The 18,840-nt window shown below is 46.9% G+C and carries 15 protein-coding genes and 1 riboswitch; of the genes, 11 read left to right on the forward strand and 4 right to left on the reverse strand.

What is annotated here, in order from left to right; translation table 11 throughout:
- Positions 1-123: 123 nt before the first annotated feature.
- Positions 124-215: riboswitch (cyclic di-GMP riboswitch) on the forward strand.
- Between the two features lie 41 nt (positions 216-256).
- The 4 genes from L6H70_RS24945 to L6H70_RS24960 all read left to right on the forward strand — a co-directional run bounded on the left by L6H70_RS24945 (position 257) and on the right by L6H70_RS24960 (position 4,646).
- Complete coding sequence (locus L6H70_RS24945) at positions 257-1,156, forward strand: DUF6612 family protein (protein WP_236336885.1); 900 nt, start codon at positions 257-259, stop codon at positions 1,154-1,156.
- A 188-nt stretch (positions 1,157-1,344) separates the two neighbouring features.
- On the forward strand, positions 1,345-2,757 hold the full coding sequence (locus L6H70_RS24950) for an ABC transporter substrate-binding protein (RefSeq protein WP_236336886.1): 1,413 nt from the start codon (positions 1,345-1,347) through the stop codon (positions 2,755-2,757).
- A gap of 62 nt (positions 2,758-2,819) precedes the next feature.
- Complete coding sequence (locus L6H70_RS24955; protein ID WP_236336887.1) at positions 2,820-3,788, forward strand: carbohydrate ABC transporter permease; 969 nt, start codon at positions 2,820-2,822, stop codon at positions 3,786-3,788.
- A gap of 3 nt (positions 3,789-3,791) precedes the next feature.
- The gene (locus tag L6H70_RS24960; RefSeq protein ID WP_236336888.1) at positions 3,792-4,646 is read left to right on the forward strand and encodes a carbohydrate ABC transporter permease; all 855 of its coding nucleotides are present in this window, start codon (positions 3,792-3,794) and stop codon (positions 4,644-4,646) included.
- 96 nt (positions 4,647-4,742) lie between these two features.
- On the opposite strand, the gene L6H70_RS24965 is transcribed toward L6H70_RS24960, so the two are convergent.
- Entirely contained in the window at positions 4,743-5,906 is a 1,164-nt protein-coding gene (locus tag L6H70_RS24965) for a serine hydrolase domain-containing protein (protein ID WP_236336889.1), read from the reverse strand.
- Positions 5,907-6,079: 173 nt separating this feature from the next.
- Here L6H70_RS24965 and L6H70_RS24970 point away from each other — a divergent pair, with 173 nt between their 5' ends.
- The gene (locus L6H70_RS24970; protein ID WP_236336890.1) at positions 6,080-6,535 is read left to right on the forward strand and encodes an Lrp/AsnC family transcriptional regulator; all 456 of its coding nucleotides are present in this window, start codon (positions 6,080-6,082) and stop codon (positions 6,533-6,535) included.
- 74 nt (positions 6,536-6,609) lie between these two features.
- Here the strand turns inward: L6H70_RS24970 and L6H70_RS24975 are convergent, their stop codons facing one another.
- Positions 6,610-7,803 carry an MFS transporter gene (locus L6H70_RS24975; protein WP_423802881.1) on the reverse strand — a complete coding sequence of 398 codons (1,194 nt, stop codon included), beginning with the start codon at positions 7,801-7,803 and terminating at the stop codon, positions 6,610-6,612.
- A 251-nt stretch (positions 7,804-8,054) separates the two neighbouring features.
- Here L6H70_RS24975 and L6H70_RS24980 point away from each other — a divergent pair, with 251 nt between their 5' ends.
- Both L6H70_RS24980 and L6H70_RS24985 read left to right on the forward strand, forming a co-directional pair.
- The gene (locus L6H70_RS24980) at positions 8,055-8,546 is read left to right on the forward strand and encodes a cysteine hydrolase family protein (RefSeq protein WP_236336891.1); all 492 of its coding nucleotides are present in this window, start codon (positions 8,055-8,057) and stop codon (positions 8,544-8,546) included.
- A gap of 154 nt (positions 8,547-8,700) precedes the next feature.
- Positions 8,701-9,837, forward strand: coding sequence for a copper amine oxidase N-terminal domain-containing protein (locus L6H70_RS24985; RefSeq protein ID WP_236336892.1), 1,137 nt, complete (start codon positions 8,701-8,703; stop codon positions 9,835-9,837).
- Positions 9,838-10,018: 181 nt separating this feature from the next.
- On the opposite strand, the gene L6H70_RS24990 is transcribed toward L6H70_RS24985, so the two are convergent.
- Complete coding sequence (locus tag L6H70_RS24990) at positions 10,019-11,791, reverse strand: cache domain-containing sensor histidine kinase (protein WP_236336893.1); 1,773 nt, start codon at positions 11,789-11,791, stop codon at positions 10,019-10,021.
- A 4-nt stretch (positions 11,792-11,795) separates the two neighbouring features.
- Positions 11,796-13,352 carry a response regulator transcription factor gene (locus L6H70_RS24995; protein ID WP_236336894.1) on the reverse strand — a complete coding sequence of 519 codons (1,557 nt, stop codon included), beginning with the start codon at positions 13,350-13,352 and terminating at the stop codon, positions 11,796-11,798.
- Between the two features lie 316 nt (positions 13,353-13,668).
- On the opposite strand from L6H70_RS24995, the gene L6H70_RS25000 reads away from it, so the two are divergent.
- From L6H70_RS25000 to L6H70_RS25015, 4 genes are all read left to right on the forward strand, one after another.
- Entirely contained in the window at positions 13,669-14,535 is an 867-nt protein-coding gene (locus L6H70_RS25000; RefSeq protein WP_236337026.1) for an ABC transporter permease, read from the forward strand.
- 16 nt (positions 14,536-14,551) lie between these two features.
- Positions 14,552-15,433: a carbohydrate ABC transporter permease gene (locus L6H70_RS25005; protein ID WP_236336895.1), complete on the forward strand. Its 882-nt coding sequence runs from the start codon at positions 14,552-14,554 to the stop codon at positions 15,431-15,433.
- Positions 15,434-15,527: 94 nt separating this feature from the next.
- On the forward strand, positions 15,528-17,135 hold the full coding sequence (locus L6H70_RS25010) for a DUF3502 domain-containing protein (RefSeq protein WP_236336896.1): 1,608 nt from the start codon (positions 15,528-15,530) through the stop codon (positions 17,133-17,135).
- A gap of 122 nt (positions 17,136-17,257) precedes the next feature.
- The gene (locus tag L6H70_RS25015) at positions 17,258-18,838 is read left to right on the forward strand and encodes an extracellular solute-binding protein (RefSeq protein WP_236336897.1); all 1,581 of its coding nucleotides are present in this window, start codon (positions 17,258-17,260) and stop codon (positions 18,836-18,838) included.
- Positions 18,839-18,840 lie beyond the last annotated feature (2 nt).

The raw sequence follows: 18,840 nt of genomic DNA on the forward strand, positions 1-18,840 counted from the left end.
CACAAACCGGTCTTGGTCCTGAATTGCAGGGGACTAAGACCGGTTTTGTTTTACAGGTAATTATAACCATGTTAAATTATTAAAGGGACAAGTCCCGCAAGTTAAATCCAATAATCGAAATGTCCGCGTTAAAGGTAAAATCCCCGAAAGAGGATGACACAAAGCCATGGGTCTAAAGCTCCTGGATAGAGAGCCATGATCGCCAGGCTGCATAGGGATATCTATGATTAACGCAAGGACCCGAAAGGGGAACTACATGAAGAAGGTTTCAAAAACAGTAGGTACAATTATGGCTGCGGGAGCATTATTGCTGTCCGGAACGGCGGGCTGGATGCCTGGTCCTGAAGTAGCCTCAGCAGCAACAACAGCTGCCAAACCGCCTACCGTGGATCAAGTCATCAGCAAAGTAACGGCAACCGCCAAAACGCTGAAGAATTTCCACCTGGATGTCATCAAGAAACAGGATATTCAGACAGGCGGAGTGAAGGTCAGCAACACCAACACTCTGAAGCTGGATATCAGCCGTCTGCCGAATTTTGCCGCAGCAGGCAGCGTGGATATCAGTTTACTGGAAACATCCTACGATTTATATGCTAATGACAAGGAATTCTATTATCTTGTAGACGGCAGTGAGCTTCTTGCTGATTCTGAGGATACAGCCGCAGATACCGGAGAAGACGAAGCGGTTAGCAGCTCTGATGCAGTAACGGACGGCGACGGAGAGCCGATTGATCCTGAGGCACAGTATTGGCTTGGACTGGAGAAGCAGGAATGGGAAGCTTTTTATTCCAAAGCCCAATATGATCCTGCATCAATGCTGAATTCGGTCAAAAATGTTAAAAAGTCGATGAAAGTCACGACTGTCGGCACCCAGACCGTTCTGCAGTTTACGGTAACCGATCCCGCAGCGGCTAAGGCAATCATTGCACTCTATGATCAGGAAAATCTCTGGGACGGTGAAACGCTGTTGCCGAAAAGCGCGACCTGGAAATTATTCCTCAACACCAAGACCTGGCAGACAGAAAAGCTGACCGTTGATCTAAGTTATGCGCTGGCTGCGGACGGAACAAAGGATACATATACCACAAAAATTGAAGCTAAATATTCTAAGAACAACAAGGTTACACCGATTACAAAACCTGCTGAACTAGAATAATAGACATTTGAGAGCATGAGACACCCGGGCATAGCCCGGGTGTCTTTTTTTGTCTAATAGGGAGTGAAATCCAAAAATAGTGGAATTTCTCCCAATGGTAGGTGACTTATGTCCGGGATCCCTAGGTTCTATAATATGAATGCGGTTACATAAAACCGAGTGATTAAGAAAAAAAGGGGAGGCAAAGTATGAAAAGTATGAAACGTGTTTTAGTAGGAATCTCCACATTGCTCGTGATGTCATCTGCTCTCGCAGCGTGCGGCGGTAACTCAAATTCAAACTCGAACTCAAACGCATCAAGCCCAACTACAGCCCCAGCTGCAAGCGCTACCGAAGCTCCGGCAAAGAGCAATGGTGAGAAAGTCACCATCAATCTCTGGAGTTTCACGGATGAGATTCCGAACATGACCAAGAAGTATTTGGAAGTCCATCCTGATGCGAATGTGGAGTTCAAAACTACAGTGATCGCTACCACCGATGGCGCCTATCAGCCGGCTCTTGACCAGGCCCTGGCCGCTGGCGGTAAAGATGCCCCAGATATTTATGCCGCTGAATCGGCATTCGTGCTCAAGTATACACAAGGCGACGCTTCCAGTTATGCCGCTAATTATGCTGACCTGGGCCTTGATGACCAGATGGTTAAGGATGCGGGCATCGCCCAATACTCCGTAGATATCGGCAGTAAAGACGGACAGCTGAAGGGGCTTGGCTACCAGGCGACTGGCGGTGCCTTTATCTATCGCCGTTCGATTGCCAAGGAAGTATTCGGAACAGACGATCCGGCTACAATCAAAACTGAAGTTGGACCCGGCTGGGATAAATTCTTCGATGCAGCTGCTAAGCTGAAAGCTAAAGGATACGGCATTGTTTCCGGCGACGGAGACATCTGGCACCCGATTGAAAACAGTTCCGACAAGGGCTGGCTTGTAGACGGCAAGCTCCATATTGATCCTAAGCGCGAAGAGTTCCTTGATCTCTCCAAAAAGCTGAAAGACAATGGCTATCATAATGATACGACAGACTGGACAGAAGCCTGGTACGCGGATATGTCCGGTACCGGCGCACAGCCGATCTTTGGCTTCTTCGGTCCGGCTTGGCTCATTAACTACGTAATGAACGGTCAAGTGAAAGACACCAATGGTGACTGGGCTGTAACTGAGCCGCCAACAGGCTTCTTCTGGGGAGGCACCTGGTTGCTTGCCAGCCAAGAAGCTGCTAAGGATGAAGCCAAGAAACAAGCGGTTGCCGACTTTATTAAATGGGTTACACTCGATACTTCCGAAACAGGCCTCCAATATTACTGGGCTAACGGCACTATGAAGGAAGGCGAGCAAGGCACGAAGGATAGCGTAGCTTCCTCCGTAGTCATGGGCAAATCCAATGGTGAAGTTCCACTGCTCGGCGGACAGAATATGTTCGATGTCTTCGTACCAGCTAATGCTAACGCTTCAGGTAAGAACTTGACCCAATACGACGAAACAATCAATAAGCTCTGGCGTGATCAAGTACGTGAATACACAGCAGGTAAAAAGTCACGTGATAAAGCAATCGAAACCTTCAAACAGCAAGTTAAAGACCAGCTTAACATTGAAAGCGAATAAGCGGTAGCAGAAGGGGCGGGCGAGTTTTCCCGCCCCTTAATATCCATTAATGAGGTGAGAGCATGCGCCGCAAAGGTGTCAACTATTCGAAATTTGGCTATATTTTTACCTTTCCGTTCGTCCTGGCATTCCTGATTTTCTCGTTGTATCCCATTTTATATACAGCATTTATCGGATTCACCAATATGCAGGGACTCATACCGAAGCCAATCCATATTCTAGATAATCCTTTTCAGAACTTCAAAGATCTCCTGTTTGATAACGCTTCGTTCAGGAAGTCTCTGATCAACACCGGACTGCTGTGGATTATTAACTTTATTCCCCAGATTGTCCTCGCGCTTCTGCTTACTGCATGGTTTACGAACGCGCGTCTTAACATCAAGGGAAAAGGCCTGTTTAAGGTTCTGCTCTATATGCCTAATATTATCACTGCGAGTACAATCGCCGTGCTGTTCAGCACTTTGTTTGCCTATCCGATGGGCCCTGTGAACAGTTTATTTGATATGATGGGATGGTCCCACGCTCCGATTAATTTTCTGCAGGATAAGTCAACGGCAAGGGGAATTGTAGGATTCATTCAATTCTGGATGTGGTACGGCAACACGATGATCATTCTTATTGCGGGCGTAATGGGTATCAATCCCGCGCTCTTCGAATCTGCGGCAATTGATGGCGCTAACGGGTTCCAGACCTTCTTCCGCATCACGCTGCCAAGCCTGCGGACGATATTGTTGTTCACATTGATTACATCCATGGTCGGTGGTTTGACTATGTTTGATATTCCGCAACTGTTCCTTGCAGGCGGACCGGATGACTCTACCCTTACCACTTCTATGTTTATCTACGGGCAAGCGTTCAAGGGCAGCTATCTGTATAACCGCGCTGCAGCAGCGAGCATGATCATGTTCATAATCTCGGGGGTTCTATCAGGATTCCTGTTCTACCTGATGCGTGACCGTGATGAAGCTAAGTTGAAAAAAGCGCAAAAAAGCTATAGAAAAGCTGCCAAAGCAGCCGTAAGGGAGGTGTAGTTCATGGGAAAAATTCAGAAGAGCAGTTCCGTTAACCAAAAAATAAGCAAGACGATCATTTATATCATCTGCATCTTTTTGGCAGTGCTCAGCATACTTCCATTCTGGATCATGTTTGTCAATGCCACGCGCTCTACACCAGAAATCCAAAGCGGCCTTTCATTGCTTCCTTCGTCCCACTTGATGAGCAATCTGCAGGTACTGCTCGACAAAAGCTTTGATCCGCTTCAAGGATTTCTAAATTCATTGATTATTTCCACCTTTGCAACGCTTTGCACAGTCTATTTCTCGTCTTTGGCCGCCTATGGACTGGTGACCTATAACTGGAAGCTGCGCAAGCCATTCTTTACTTTCATCATTTGCGTCATGATGATTCCATCCCAGGCCAGCGCAATCGGCTTCTATCAGTTCATGTATAAACTGCATTGGACCAATAGCTTCCTTCCGCTGATTCTGCCCGCGATTGCAGCACCCGCGGTAGTATTCTTTATGCGCCAATATCTGCTGGCAACACTGTCGCTCGAGATTGTAGAAGCATCGCGCGTAGACGGCTCGGGTGAATTCAAGACCTTCAACCGGATTATCCTGCCGCTGATGATGCCGGCCGTAGCGACACAAGCGATCTTTGCTTTTGTGGCCAACTGGAACAACCTGTTCATGCCGCTGATCCTGTTGACTCAGAAGGAAAAATATACAATGCCAATTATGGTCAGCCTGCTTCGCGGTGATATCTACAAGACAGAGTTCGGATCGATCTATATGGGTCTGGCTTTGACGTCTTTACCGCTGTTCATCGTGTACTTCCTGTTATCCCGGTATATTATTGCGGGTGTAGCACTCGGAGGCGTTAAAGAATAACAGCCGGGCAGCGATACAGTTTTCTTGACGGATTCAAATAAATAGAGGAATCTGCATATTAAATCCTACTTAATATGCAGATTCCTCTATTTTTATTTACCCATGCAAACCCGCATAGACTGCTTCACACAGATCCGTTGTGAATTTGCCTGACATTCCTTCAAGTGCTGTATTGGTGAAGGCTACAACGCTAAGTTCTTTGATGGGATCAACAAACCAGGAGTGCCCGTAGGTCCCGCCCATTCGCCATGTTCCCGTGGATTCCGGAGTATGGGCTGCTGCAGGGTCTTTAAGCACCGTAAAGCCTAAGCCAAAGCCTCTTCCCGGCCAATACGGCATTTCGAGCTCGCCAATTTGGTTGGTGGTCATTTTTGTGACGATTGACTTTGGCAGAATGGGGGCGCCTCCTAGCCGCAGCGTTTCCAGCAATTTCAGGAAGTCTCCGGCACTTCCAACCATCCCGGCTCCGCCTGAAGCATAAGCAAGATTATGTTTAGCACGGTCCGGTGCAAGGCGGAAACCGGCTGTCTCTTCAATAAAAGGCACGGTGTCATAGTTATCAGCCAGGCGGCGGGGTTCGTCTGGGCCATCCGCATATGCCGCGGTTAACCTGTTGTTGTCTACGGCTGCAAAACTAGTGTCACTCATATGAAGCGGTTGAGTGATAAGCAGCTCTACGGCTTCACTCAGCGGCATTCCCGCAGCCTTTTCGATAATGGCTCCAAGGACATCCGTTGCAATGGAATACCTCCACAAACTTCCCGGTTCATACAACAGCGGCACCGATGCGAGCCGCCGGAGATTCTCTTCAAGGGTGATTCCGGCAATGTCCATACCGTCCGACACGCCGGCCAGCTCATAGGTTCCTTGTTCTTCCTGAAAGAAGCGGTAAGTTAACCCAGCCGTATGAGTCATTAAGTGTTGAATCGTCATAGCCGCTCCCCGTCCATCCGGCAGCTTCGGGCTGAAGGCAGGCAGCCATTTCACCACAGGGTCCTCCAGAAGCAGAATTCCTTGCGACACTAAGCTAAGTGCAGCGGTTGATACAATCGGCTTGGTTACAGATGCATAGCGAAACAGGGCATTTTCATGCATAGGACGGTTCTGTTCCCGATCTGCTAAACCGGCAGCACGGCAGTACACCAACTGCCCTTTTAAAGCTATTAGAACAACAGTGCCTACAATTCTTTTCCCGGCAATTGTCCGTTCGATGACTTGATCTACATAATGATGTGAAAAATTAACCTCGCTGGTACTCATGGTCTTCAAATCCTCCCTTGTAGTGCTTACTTGATTCTTTAGAGTAAGTGTGGTTAATTATATTCATATTTTTAGCTTCTTTACATAAGCCATTTAAGGTAATATGAATTTAACTGGTATGGATTTAAAGGTATTTTCCTGAAATATCTTTGAAATTTAAGGGGGAGATGAAAGTGGACGAAATCGATAACAATATTCTGTTCCATTTAGAGAATAACGCGAGATTATCGATGACCGAATTGGGCAAGTTGGTAGGATTATCTCAGCCAGCAGTCACGGAGCGGGTCAAGCGGATGGAGGAAAAGGGGGTTATCGCGGAATATCGTACCGTACTCGCCCCTCATAAATTAAATAAACAGAGCGCTGCGTATGTGCTTTTCCGGACAAGAGACTGCCATGCTTTTCTTGATTTCTGCCGTTCATCGCCGGAGGTCGCCGAGTGTTACCGAATCAGCGGAGAACATAATTACCTGTTAAAAGTATTGACGGAATCCACTCAAGACCTCGAAGAGTTTGGGGATAGATGCGATGCATACGGAACCTACACCACTATAATTGTGATATCGTCTCCGATTCCTTATAAAAATCTCATTCAAGGACCCAATCTAGTGGCCGTTCATAAGGATTAGCTTCATTATAAAAAGAAAAACAGGAATCCGGTGATCGGATTCCTGTTTGGTTATGGGCAGTTAAAAGCTGTATTTTAGGAAAAAGACTTTCTGGCGAATACGATTGTCAGCAAGGCAGGCAGCAGCAGTACAAACAAGGAGCCGGGCAGGAAGCCGCTGCCCAATAGCTCCAGCAGAAGCCCGCCAACAATACCTCCACCTCCAATTGCTAAGTTCCAGGCGGTAACCAGCATCGATTGAGCGATATCTGCGCTTTTGCCTGCGGCCTTAGCAATGGCTGTCTGCAGCAGGGTGGCAGCACCGCCGAAGGTAAGTCCCCATAAGGAGACAGCGGTGAGGACGATCAAAGGTTGATGAATAGCCAGCGCCATTGCCAGGGAGGCCAGGATGAAGACCGTAATACTTGCGATCAACAGCCATCTCATAAGGCGGTCAATCAGCATGCCTACCACCCAAATACCGATAACCGAGGTGATGCCGAACATAAGGAGGACCACGTCAACACGGTCGCCAAGAGCGGTTACCGCAAGATAAGGAGAAATATAAGTATATAAAATATTATGAGCCAGCACCCAAGCGACAACTACTGCCAGAATAGGCCGTACCCCAGGGGACAGCAAGACCTTATGGAGGGGAAGCCTCTCACCGCGAGGCTCACCATCGAAATCCGGCATCTTCCAGAGTACCCAGACTATCAGCATTGCTGCCAGTACCGATACGATTCCAAAAATCAGCCGCCAGCCAACGAAATTACTCAAAAAAGTTCCAGCGGGGACACCTAATGCCAAAGCGAGCGGGGTGCCAACCATCGCCACAGCCATCGCCATTCCTTTTAAAGGCTCCGGAACCATGCGGCGCGCATAACCGGCAGTCATTCCCCACAACACCCCGGCAGATACACCTGCCAAGAAACGGGCGGCCAGTGTAAGTACATAGATGGAAGACCATGCGGTTACTGTATTAAATACAAGAAAGCCGGTGATGCACAGCAGTAAAAGCGGTTTTCGCCTCCAGCCCCGAGTTGCGGCAGTCAACGGAATGGCAGCCAGCAGAGAACCCAATGCATACAAAGTGACCAGTTGTCCTGCAAGTGCTTCCGTGACATGAAGGTCTTGGGAAATTTGTGGTAGCAGCCCTGCAGGCAGACTTTCTGTCAAAATACAGACAAATCCCGCCATGGCCAGCGCAAGCAGCCCCACCCACGGAAGACGGTTTGAGACGTTGAGCGTAGAAGTATTTTCCTCTACGTAAGTTGTAGTTGAGCCCACGATAAGATGTCCCCCTTGTAGAAAAATATTAAAAGCAAATGCTGTTAATAAGCTTACACAAAGGATTCGTTAATTTGCATATGGGATTAAAGGTATATTCTTAATCATTAGCTGAAAAACCAGTTATTTTCAGGCTTTCACCTTTAGTTCTAAAGTGATGGGTAAAAGCGGCTTGATGGCAGGGCCAGTTGGCTTCACGTCTGCAATGTTGTACGATATCGGCATAACGTTTCATACCAAGGAGGTTCTTAATGAAGCTGGGCTATTTGATTATCGATATGCAGGAAATCCACGTGCGGGATCATGTGGACAAGAAAACACTGGATCGGGCCTGTGAATATATCAATTATGTCTCAGATATACTCCGGGCGAAGGACCAGCTGGTCATTCACATTCAGGATATTGAAGGCATGGAGGAAGCAACGAAGGAGCATTATAATATCGTTCCGGAAGTTCAAGTGTCGGATAGTGATCTGAAGGTAACCAAAGAGTACTCAAATTCGTTCTGGAAGACGGAGCTGGAGCAGATTTTGAAGGATCATGGTGTGGAGCTGCTGATCATTTCCGGCTTCTCGGCTGAGCATTGCGTGCAATTTACCTATAATGGGGCAAGTGAGCGGGGCTTCCGGCCGGTCCTGCTGCAAAATGGAATTCTGAGCGCACACAGCGACGTAATCATTTCTGCACACAGAGACCGCAACCTGATCTCCTATCCGGTGATCCCTTATCTGATTAATCAATAAATGTTGAAGACACCCTGTCCGTCTGCAGTAGTTGTTACTGCAGGCAGATGGGGTGTTTTTTTATACGAATGCGGGAAGTGCTCCTTTATAGAAACTTTTTCCAATCCGCTTCGTCCAATATTAAAGAGAACTATGATGAGGGGAGATTGGCACAATGAGAAAATGGAAGCTTACAATTGGTATTCTAGCGGCAGCCATCGCTTTAAGCCCGGGCTCCGTGTCCGCGGCGGCGGGTAGCCATATTCTGCTGAATTACAAAGAGACTTTACTGGGGAGCAGCCAGGTGGTTACGGGAGGAACTACGCTTGTTCCGCTGCAGCAGCTGGCACAGACTATGGGCTATGCCCTTAGCTGGAACCAGAGCACAAAGTCTGCGAAGCTCGTTCGTCCGGGCCGTGAAGTTACAGTAACAGCCGGCGTTATCACTTCCACAATAGACGGTAAAGCGTCAGCCTTAACCAAAGCACCGCGTATCCAGAAAGGCAAAATCTATGTGCCGCTGGTGTCAGCGGTCAGTGCATTGGGCGGCAAAACGGTGTACGACAAAAGCAGCGACAGCCTGAATATTGTGGATGAACTCCGTTATTCGGTCGCTTCTGCCCAAGGCAGATTCTACTGGGTCTCGCAAAAAAATGGTGATGTCTTCTACAGCGCCTCAGTTGCCGGCAAGCCGGTGCTGATCGGTGAACTTCCGTTTGCTGATTTGCCGTACACACACGCCCTGGAGATTAAGAATGTCGGGAAGGTCAGCGATCTGCTGCTGCTTACGGATAACCACTATGCGATGTTTAATGATTTTAGCAATGGATACCAGGCTCTAATACAAGGCGGCAGAATTTTGAAGCAAATGGACTATCACTACAGCGGTACTTCCTATGTCAGAGCCCCGCAGTTAAAAACTACACAGCTCTACATGATCGATGGAGGGAACATTCAGTACATTAACAGTGACGGCAGTCTGGGTAAGCTCTTTGACCTGGAGACGATCACGGGAACGGAAGGGAACTTCTCCGTCGAGTACGCCGCGGAGGACATAATTCTGGTGCGTTTAATGACAAACACACGCTTGTATGCTATTCATACGGCGAGCGGACTAAGCACGAATCTGAGTGAGAAGTTAATTAGCAGCGGGGACCGCAAGGAATGGGATCAGGCGGATGGAGCGGATTCTTTTATTCTGAGTAAAATGCTGGTGCTGAAGAAGCGGGAGGGCAATGTGATGACATTCACCTATGCTACACTGCCAGACGGGAAGGTAAAGACTGTAACGTATAATGTGACTTCGCAGTGACCCGAATTGAAGCTGCAAGTCTCGCTATATCCAGCACTTATTAATATAAAATTAGTTAGTACCTATCGGATAAGTGAGAGAAGTATAGGCGTATAAAAGTATAATGATAAGGCGTTTAGTATCAACAGAAACGCCTTATCATTACAACACAATTAATCTTGAGGATGTGCCGTTGCAAATTTTATGAACGATGAGGCAGCCGGAGAGTAACCCTTGTTCCTTTTCCAATTTTGCTCTCAAGCGTTAACCCGTAAGGGAGCCCGAACATGATCTCTAAACGGTGATGGATATTTCTCATGCCATAACCACCGCTATTACGCTGTAAGGTGCCACTCTTAATTTCTTTTATTGTTTCCTCATCCATTCCTACCCCATTATCCTCTACAACAATACGTATATCGTTACCTTCTACACATCCCCGGATTCTAATGGTTCCAAGCTGACTGTCTTTCTCCATGATTCCATGCAAGATAGCATTCTCCACTAAAGGCTGTAAAATCAATTTGAGCGTGGATGAATTGCAGACTTCCTCGGGAACATCGATTTCTAGCGTAATCCGGTTCCGGAAGCGCATATTCTGGATGAACACGTAGGCCCGGATATGCTCAATCTCGGCACGGATCGGTATGATATCTTCCCCGTTACTGAGGCTGATCTTGTAGAAGTCTGAGAGCGATGTGATTAATGTCCGTATGTCTTCGGCATTATACTTCATCGCCAACCAGTTGACCATATCAAGCGTGTTGTACAGGAAGTGTGGATTGATTTGCGCCTGCAGCGCGCGCAGCTCCATATTTTTCACATCCAATCCAAGCTGATACTTATCTGTGGCTAAATCCTCGATACGAGACAGCATTCGGTTAAAGGTCTGTGTCAGTTCTCCAATTTCATCATTGTTTCCGGGATCGAGAACAGCTTTGAAATCATCAACGCCGACCTTGCGCATCGTTTTGCTTAGCCTGCGGATACGAAGCGTTCCGGATGAGGAGACATAATAGGCCATGGGTAGAGTGAGCAATGCAACTGCGAGAAAAATCAGCAGCAGTTGATTTCTCGCTTTTTTAGAAATAGCGACGATATCTTTATGCGGTACAACGACAGCGAACCGCCAATCTGTATTGTCGACAGCAATGGAGGCGAGCAGCGTTTTTTCTCCCTTCAGCATTAACGTATCCACTTGCTGGCCGCCTTTGTTTCTTTGTGTCTCCAAAGCAGGGAAGATCATTGCCGGATTGATGGGGTTCAGAGTGGAGCTGGCAATAAGCTCCTGGTTGCTGTTGATCAGCAGCGCCGAGCTGGAAGGGGTAAACAGAGACTGATCGAGAATCTGTTCCAGGACCGATTTTGGCATCTCTGCACGGAGCAGACCGGAGAAATTGCTGTTCTCCAGTGGATTGATAATTTTGCGAATGAAGGTGACCGTATTCTCCTTACCAGCGTCCGCCATATCGGGGGGCAGCCAAAGATAAAGAGAATCGCCCCTTTCAATGCGTTTCATCCAGGACCGATTTTGGACAGAAGAGAGCAGCATAAACTGATCGGTTGACTGTACAGCTGCCATCCCGCTGCGCATGTATAGTCCTATATTCTGAATATCCGGGTTCGTTTGAACGTTATAGATGAGCTGATTAAAAAAATATTCATCCAGCATCCAATTTCCGATGTTCTCCCGATACTCCGTGTCGGATTTATTCACAAGGGTTTGGATCGTGTCATGCAGCACTATAACGTCAATGACCTTGCGAACCGAACTTGTTTTATAGTTTAGAAACGAGCTGGATTGCTGCAGCATAACCTCCAGGGAATAGCGTGCCTGCTTCTCCGTATCTCTTGATGTGATATAAGAGTTTACCGAGATGAACAAGGTGGAGGAGAAGACCAGCAGAAGAAAATAAGAGATAAACAGTTTTTTTCGGATGCTCAAATTTGCGAACTTTTGAAATAATCGCCGCATAATCTCACATTCTCTCCCGGTATTGGGAAGGGGTTAGCCCTGTCGATTTTTTGAATAATGATGAGAAATAATTGGAGTCTGTTATCCCTATCGCGAGTGCAACTTCGTACAATTTCAATCGCCGGTTTTGTAGTAACTCTTTTGCTTTAGTGATCCGCAGCTCTGTCACGTATTCGTTGACTGTTTTGCCGGTTTCTTTTTTGAACAGTGCGCATAAATAGGTTTGGGTTAGGTAAGTATTATCTGCGATCTGCTGTGTCGTTAAACTTTTATCCATGTAATGGGTTTGAATGTAATCCATAATGGCTGATACCCGGGTACCTACAGCAGATTTTTCCTTGAGCTGGGAAAATACGGCCTCTACATTGCCTGCAACATATTCGTACAGCGCATCCAGTGTGGAGAGTGTGCCGATCTCCTGCCACAGGAACCGCTCTTCCTGATTGGTATCGGTAGCGGATAGGCCTTTATCAACTGCAAACTCATGCAGTGCAATCAGCAAAAGGAAGTATAAGTTGGTAACCCGTTTCGTGTCATTATCCATAACTCTGCGAAGCTCTATAGTAGCCCCGTTAAGAATATTGAGTGCTTCCTTCTCCTGCTCTGTACGCAAAACTGTGCGAAAATCACGGACAATAGAAATCTCATGAAAGGGTGAATGTTCCAGTGCGACTCCTTCATTCGTTCCGGTCAGTACTTTACCGTATCCTTTATAAAATTGCTGCTTCGATATTTCGATTGCTTGCCGGCAGGAAAGACCGATTTCAATTCCCTTATCGGTAACTGGACCAAGGGCGATCGTAAATTCGAAATCCGTTCCAAAGGTCTCATATAGCTCTTCCAACAAGTGCTCAGCCTGCTCAGTCAGCACATCAGCCTGCAATCCGGTGTGTTCGATCAGGAGGAGGAGAGTGTAGGCCTCACCGTAACCTGTAACCGAATGTTCGCCATATCGATCGGATAGCCACTGAATGACGCGATTTGTCGATTCTACCTGCCGGGTTTCGACTCTGTCCAGCTTAGCTGTCAGGCGGATAGCAAGTGGAAGAACCGGACCGGACAGGAAGCGGAAGCGCGGGAGAGGTCCTTCCTCTACTTGTAATTCGTCAACTGTTTTCTCCTCTTTTATTAAACGGGTCAACCATTTCTGTTCGGTATAAAACCTCGTCAGATTCCGCACACTCTGCTCTGAAACGTATTGAGAGATACTCTCCTGTATTGCATCGGTTAACTCGTTCAGCTTAACCGGCTTCTCAACGTAACGAACAGCTTTCAAATGTATCGCTGACTTTAAATATTCCTTATCGGAGTATCCGCTTAAAAAGATGATTTTGACCTCTGGATCAAACTCCCGCACCTTAGTCGCAAGCTCAATACCGTTCATTCGAGGCATTCGGACATCACTGATAATAATTTGCGGTTTGAAAACGCGTGCAAGCTCAAGGCCCTCAAGTCCATTGGAAGCGGTTTCCAAATCGTCGATACCAAGCTCTCTCCATTGTATGTAGTTCTCCAGACTCTCAAGCGTGAGAGGTTCGTCATCGACCAGCATAGCCCGCATGAATGCGTCCTCCTTCTTTCCCTGATGTGTACATATTAATGCGGTACCAGATTCTATGCAACTGATACCTGATGGAAAAGAAAGACTCCATAATCCACCCAAGAAAATCATAATTCTGTGTCATGTTGGTCCCGTAAGCACTCCTCTATAATTTGAGTTGAGATAACCGTAAGCGCATTCAAAGAGAAAACAGGAAAAGAGGGAGAGTATGGCGACAGAAGCCAATACAGCTGCAAAGTCAGTGAGAAATCCGAAACTGGACCGAAAGGGTAGCGGATTTCTTAAAGAGCTTGCGCGGAATAAGGTACTGTATCTGATGTTTGTTCCGATTGCACTCTATTTTATTGTGTTCAACTACATTCCTATGGCGGGTATCGTGGTTGCATTCAAGAGTTTTAACTACCAGCAGGGCATGTTTGGTAGTCCATGGATTGGACTCGATAATTTCGAATATTTCTTCAGTTCAGGTAAGGCGTGGCTTGTTACAAAGAACACTTTTTTATATAACTCCGTGTTTTTAGCAGCCTACCTGTTCTTTTCAATCATCATTGCCGTGCTGATTGCGGAGATGTCGGGAAAAATCTTCAAGAAAACATCGCAAACCCTGCTGTTCCTACCATACTTTCTGTCTTGGGTAGCAGTCGCTGCTATCGTATACAATCTGTTCAATTATGAATATGGGCTTTTGAACAGCATTTTGACAGGAATCGGAATGGACCCCATTGATATTTACTCTTCAACCTCCTATTGGTATTTCATTCTTCCATTCTTCTATGTGTGGAAATGGGTCGGGTTTGGCAGCGTACTTTATCTGTCGGCAATTATGGGCTTTGATACTTCCGCTTATGAGGCGGCTAAGATTGACGGTGCTAATGTATTCCAACGCGTCCGCTATCTCACGATACCATTACTCAAACCGACAACAATTGTCTTGCTGCTGCTTGGTATCGGCAGGATTATGCGCGGCGAATTCGATATGTTTTATCAGTTGATCGGAAACAATGGCATATTGATGGATGCGACCGACATTATCGATACATTGGTGTTCCGCTCCCTGATCGTCAGCCAAGACTTCGGTATGGCTTCAGCCGGTGGTTTGTATCAATCGGTTCTGTGCTTTGTCATTATTATGATCGCCAATGGCCTGGTGAAACGTTATGACCGGGATCAGGCGCTGTTCTAGGAAGGAGTATACCTAAATGACTATTCGTACGTCCGATGAGAAAGTTATGAACGTGATCTCTTATATCATTGTGGGCCTGTTTGCGCTCATAGCTGTTGTTCCATTTTTTATCGTGTTAATTAATTCCTTTGCTTCAGAGCATTCCATCATTTATAACGGTTATTCCTTTTGGCCTAAAGAGTTTTCGCTCGACGCCTATCACATGGTATTCCAGAGTCCGGAAAAAATGTTCCGGGCTTATGGGGTTACGATCTTTGTTACCGGCTTCGGGACAGCCGTTTCGTTGTTTCTGTCTATGATGGCGGCATACGTCATGTACCGCAAGGATGTCCGTTATCGCAATGCACTTTCGTTCTTCCTCTATTTCACAACCTTATTTAATGGAGGGCTTGTTCCATACTACCTGTTAATCGTTCAAAATCTCCATCTTAAAAATACAATTTTTGTGCTGCTGCTGGCAGGTATGTTTAACGTTTTTAATATTCTGATTCTGCGTAATTTTTTGAACGGTTCTCTCCCCGATGCTTTAGTCGAATCCGCCAAAATCGATGGAGCCGGCGATTTCCGTATCTTCTGGCAAATCGTTATTCCTCTCTCCAAGCCTGCAATGGCCGCGATCGGCATGTTCACGGCTCTTGGCTACTGGAACGACTGGTGGACTCCGATGATGTTTATCGAAAAGGAGAGTCTGTATCCGCTGCAGTATACGCTGTATCAAATCTTATCCAGTGCAAACTTCTCCAGCCAGATGGTGAACAGCATTCCGCGTTTGGATATGCCAAAAGAGTCATTGAAGCTTGCTTTAACGATGGTTGCGACAGGCCCAATCGTTCTGCTGTATCCGTTCGTCCAAAAATATTTTGTTCAGGGAATTACGGTGGGAGCCGTTAAGGGATAGATCATCCCTGCCATTATAGGAGGTGATGTCAAGCACCATAATTAAAAAGGCAGTGTTACTCGGGGGTATAGCAGAACAAAAAAGGAGGATTTTCATGAAATTCAAGAAACCGTTGTTCACCCTGATTTCATCGTTGCTAGTGACCGGGGTGGTCATGACAGGCTGCTCGGGAAACAACAATAATGCCAGCAGCGGCGACAATCAAACCAATAACGCACAGGCGACCGCGAATACCAATGCAGGAGGAGAGGCAACGGCCGACACTTCAAAGCCGGTTAAACTGACCGGTTATCTGCTTGGTTCAGCTCCGGCTGGTATGGATGCTGTGGTCAAAGAGCTGAATAAGAAATTAAAAGCGGATATCAATACGGAAATCGACTTCCGTTATATCGGCTGGGGGGATCTCGCCTCTAAGTATCCGCTGGTGCTTGCCGCAGGTGAGGACGTGGATTTTATTTTCTCGGCGAACTGGGCTTACTATAATCAGGAAGCCGCGAAGGGCGCTTTCCGTGAGATTACAATCGATGAGATACAACAATATATGCCGAAGCATTTTGCAGCAACGAATGAGGTTGCCTGGAAAGAGGCTCAAGTGAATGGAAAAATATTTATGATTCCAACCTCCTCTCCAGACCAAAAAGTGCCGGTTACCCTGATCCGGGGTGATTTGCGGAAGAAATATAACATTCCGGAAATTAAGAAGTTCCAGGATATCGAGCCCTATCTCGAAGCGGTCAAAAACAATGAAAGAGCCATCATTCCAATTAATGCAGACAGCCAGTATGATTTCGGAAAAAGCTTTTTCAATCTCCAGTGGGAGCTTGGGGCAGCAACAGTGGACTCCGTCCTGATTACAAACGGCTGGTCCGGTACGCATACCGATTGGGATGATCCGAACGGAAAGGTCTATTCACAATTTGATCCATATATTATGGACACTCAAAAGAAAGCGGCCGGTATCGTCAAATCATGGTATGACAAAGGGTACATCAATAAAAATGCCATCTCCAACAAAGTACGGAGCAAGGACTCCTTCGAACAAGGGAAATCGGCGGTAGCCTTTGGCAACACCAACGATATCCAAACAACGCTGGCCAAGGCGGCACAGCAGGGCTGGGAAGTGGAGATTATTCCGAACCTTTCCGCCAAAGGCACATATCCGATGGACCCTTATATCAACAACGGGGTTTCGATTGCAGCGGGCTCCAAAAATCCGGAACGTGCGATGATGGCACTTGATCTGATTATGGAAGAGCCTAGTTATAACAAGCTTGTATACTTCGGCATTGAAGGCGTTAACTATGTCGAAAAGGACGGAAAAATTGACTTACCCGAAGGTGTAACAGCTGATTCTAACACCTATGCACCGGATGCGGCAGGATTCTGGTTTACGAACAAGAGCCAATTCCCGCCGATGGCCAACTGGACAGAGCAGTATATTCAGCATAAGGAATCATTAAAGGACATTCTGGTTCCGTACGTCTACAATTCCCTGGCTATGGATACTGCGAATATAAAAACAGAGCTGGCGAACATGAGCACGGTATATACGCAATACGGGCTTCCGATTCAGGGAGGCATTGTAAAGGATGTTGATAAGGCATTCACAGAGCTTGAGAAGAAAGCAAAGGATGCGGGCATCGACAAGATTGTTGCTGAGGCAGAAAAGCAAACGCAGGAGTTTCTCGCTAAACAGAAGTAAATGGAATGAAGCTGATAAGGAGCTGGGGTTCTGCTCTGGCTCCTTATCTAAATTTTTACAAGAGGTTTTCTCCCTTTACTTATCGAACCCGTTTAGATGCGAAAAAAGGGGAGAGAACAGCAATGATATATAGAAAAGTTCGTGTGCTTGCACTCGTCATGTTGACTTTATTGATAGTGTTTACGTCCGGCTGTACTGGAGCGGAAACATCTGAGCCTACGGAAGATGTTCAGGTTGTAACACTGGTTGGTTACCTCATCGGCAGTCCGCCGGCTGGTCTTAAAGATGTGCTGAATGAACTGAATGCCAAACTTATAAAGGATTTGCAGGTCCGCATCGACTTGCGGTATATCGGATGGGGAGAGCTTGCAGCCCGGTATCCACTCGTACTCACTTCAGATGACACCGCAGACTTTATATTTGCCAGTAACTGGACGTATTACACGCAGATTGCCGCCCAAGGCGGATTCCGGGAAATCACTCCCGAGATGATGAAGAATTATATGCCGCTTCACTATAAAGCGACGGATCAACAGGCATGGGAACAGGCGGAAATTGGCGGAAAAATATACATGATTCCATCAGCGTCACCTGATCTAAAAGTGCCGGTAACGCTGATTCGAGGCGACCTAAGGAAGAAATACGGCCTTACTGAAATTAAACGATTCACAGATTTAGCGCCGTATCTGGAGGCTGTCAAGACAAATGAGCCTAATATGGTACCGATTCGTGTCGACAAGCAATACGATTTCAGCAAAACGCACTCCAATCTGCAATGGGAGCTAGGTCCTGCGGTAGTTGATCTTATTACGACAACCAACGGATTTTCCGGAGTATTCACAAGCTGGGACAGCAGTGACGGAGCCGTGTTGTCTATTTTCGATGAGCCGCTGAAAAGAAGCTTCCTTCAGGCGGGGAAGATCGTGAAAGATTGGTATGACAGAGGCTACATTAATCATGACGCCATCGCCAACAAGGTTAGAAGCAAGGATTCCTTTGAACAAGGCTTGTCCGCTGTAGCTTTTGGCAATTCGAACGATATCCAGTCTACGCTGGCTAATGCGGAACAAAAAGGCTGGGAAGTGGAAATTATCCCTACACTCTCATCAAAAGGCACCTATATTGCCGATCCGTTTGTTAATAATGGTGTGGCCTTGCCTGCGGATTCCAAGCATGCGGAATTGACGATGCGGATGCTGGATCTGATCATGGAGGATCCGGTATACAGCAGACTCGTTTATTTCGGCATCGAGGGCAAAAATTATGTATTACAAGGTGGAGAAATTGCAATGCCGCCGGGGACGTCCGCTGATAAGAATGATTACCCGCCGGATGCCGCCGGATTCTGGTTTACGAATAAAAGTGAATATCCGCCGTTTGCAGCATGGAGTGAGGTTTACCGGGAACACCGGAAGCAAATTGGAAGCATGCTTGTTCCATACCGGTACTCGTCTTTTAATTTCAACGCTGAACCGATAAAAGGTGAATTGGAGCAAATCAACCAGGCAGCAATCCAGTATTTAAACCCGTTGCTGGGGGGGATGGTTCCTGATGTTAATCAGGCGTTTAACCAAATGCAGAAGGCTGTAATTGACGCGGGTTTTCCAAAAGTGATAAACGAAGCCAGGCGACAGGCTCATAGTTATATGCTGCAGGAAGATGCAGTGCAGGGTTCAGCCCAAATTATGAATCAGGAGGAATGAGC

This window comes from Paenibacillus auburnensis (genome assembly GCF_927798115.1).
Classification (GTDB): Bacteria; Bacillota; Bacilli; order Paenibacillales; family Paenibacillaceae; genus Paenibacillus_AQ; species Paenibacillus_AQ auburnensis.

Bases quoted from the DNA above. Each gene is read 5' to 3' on its own strand.
- L6H70_RS24945 (WP_236336885.1), top strand. From the start codon at position 257: ATGAAGAAGGTTTCAAAAACAGTAGGTACAATTATGGCTGCGGGAGCA.
- L6H70_RS25000 (WP_236337026.1), top strand. From the start codon at position 13,669: ATGTTTGTTCCGATTGCACTCTATTTTATTGTGTTCAACTACATTCCT.
- L6H70_RS24985 (WP_236336892.1), top strand. From the start codon at position 8,701: ATGAGAAAATGGAAGCTTACAATTGGTATTCTAGCGGCAGCCATCGCT.
- L6H70_RS25005 (WP_236336895.1), top strand. From the start codon at position 14,552: ATGACTATTCGTACGTCCGATGAGAAAGTTATGAACGTGATCTCTTAT.
- L6H70_RS25010 (WP_236336896.1), top strand. From the start codon at position 15,528: ATGAAATTCAAGAAACCGTTGTTCACCCTGATTTCATCGTTGCTAGTG.
- L6H70_RS24950 (WP_236336886.1), top strand. From the start codon at position 1,345: ATGAAAAGTATGAAACGTGTTTTAGTAGGAATCTCCACATTGCTCGTG.
- L6H70_RS24995 (WP_236336894.1), bottom strand. From the start codon at position 13,352: ATGCGGGCTATGCTGGTCGATGACGAACCTCTCACGCTTGAGAGTCTG.
- L6H70_RS24960 (WP_236336888.1), top strand. From the start codon at position 3,792: ATGGGAAAAATTCAGAAGAGCAGTTCCGTTAACCAAAAAATAAGCAAG.
- L6H70_RS24990 (WP_236336893.1), bottom strand. From the start codon at position 11,791: ATGCGGCGATTATTTCAAAAGTTCGCAAATTTGAGCATCCGAAAAAAA.
- L6H70_RS25015 (WP_236336897.1), top strand. From the start codon at position 17,258: ATGATATATAGAAAAGTTCGTGTGCTTGCACTCGTCATGTTGACTTTA.
- L6H70_RS24980 (WP_236336891.1), top strand. From the start codon at position 8,055: ATGAAGCTGGGCTATTTGATTATCGATATGCAGGAAATCCACGTGCGG.
- L6H70_RS24965 (WP_236336889.1), bottom strand. From the start codon at position 5,906: ATGAGTACCAGCGAGGTTAATTTTTCACATCATTATGTAGATCAAGTC.
- L6H70_RS24955 (WP_236336887.1), top strand. From the start codon at position 2,820: ATGCGCCGCAAAGGTGTCAACTATTCGAAATTTGGCTATATTTTTACC.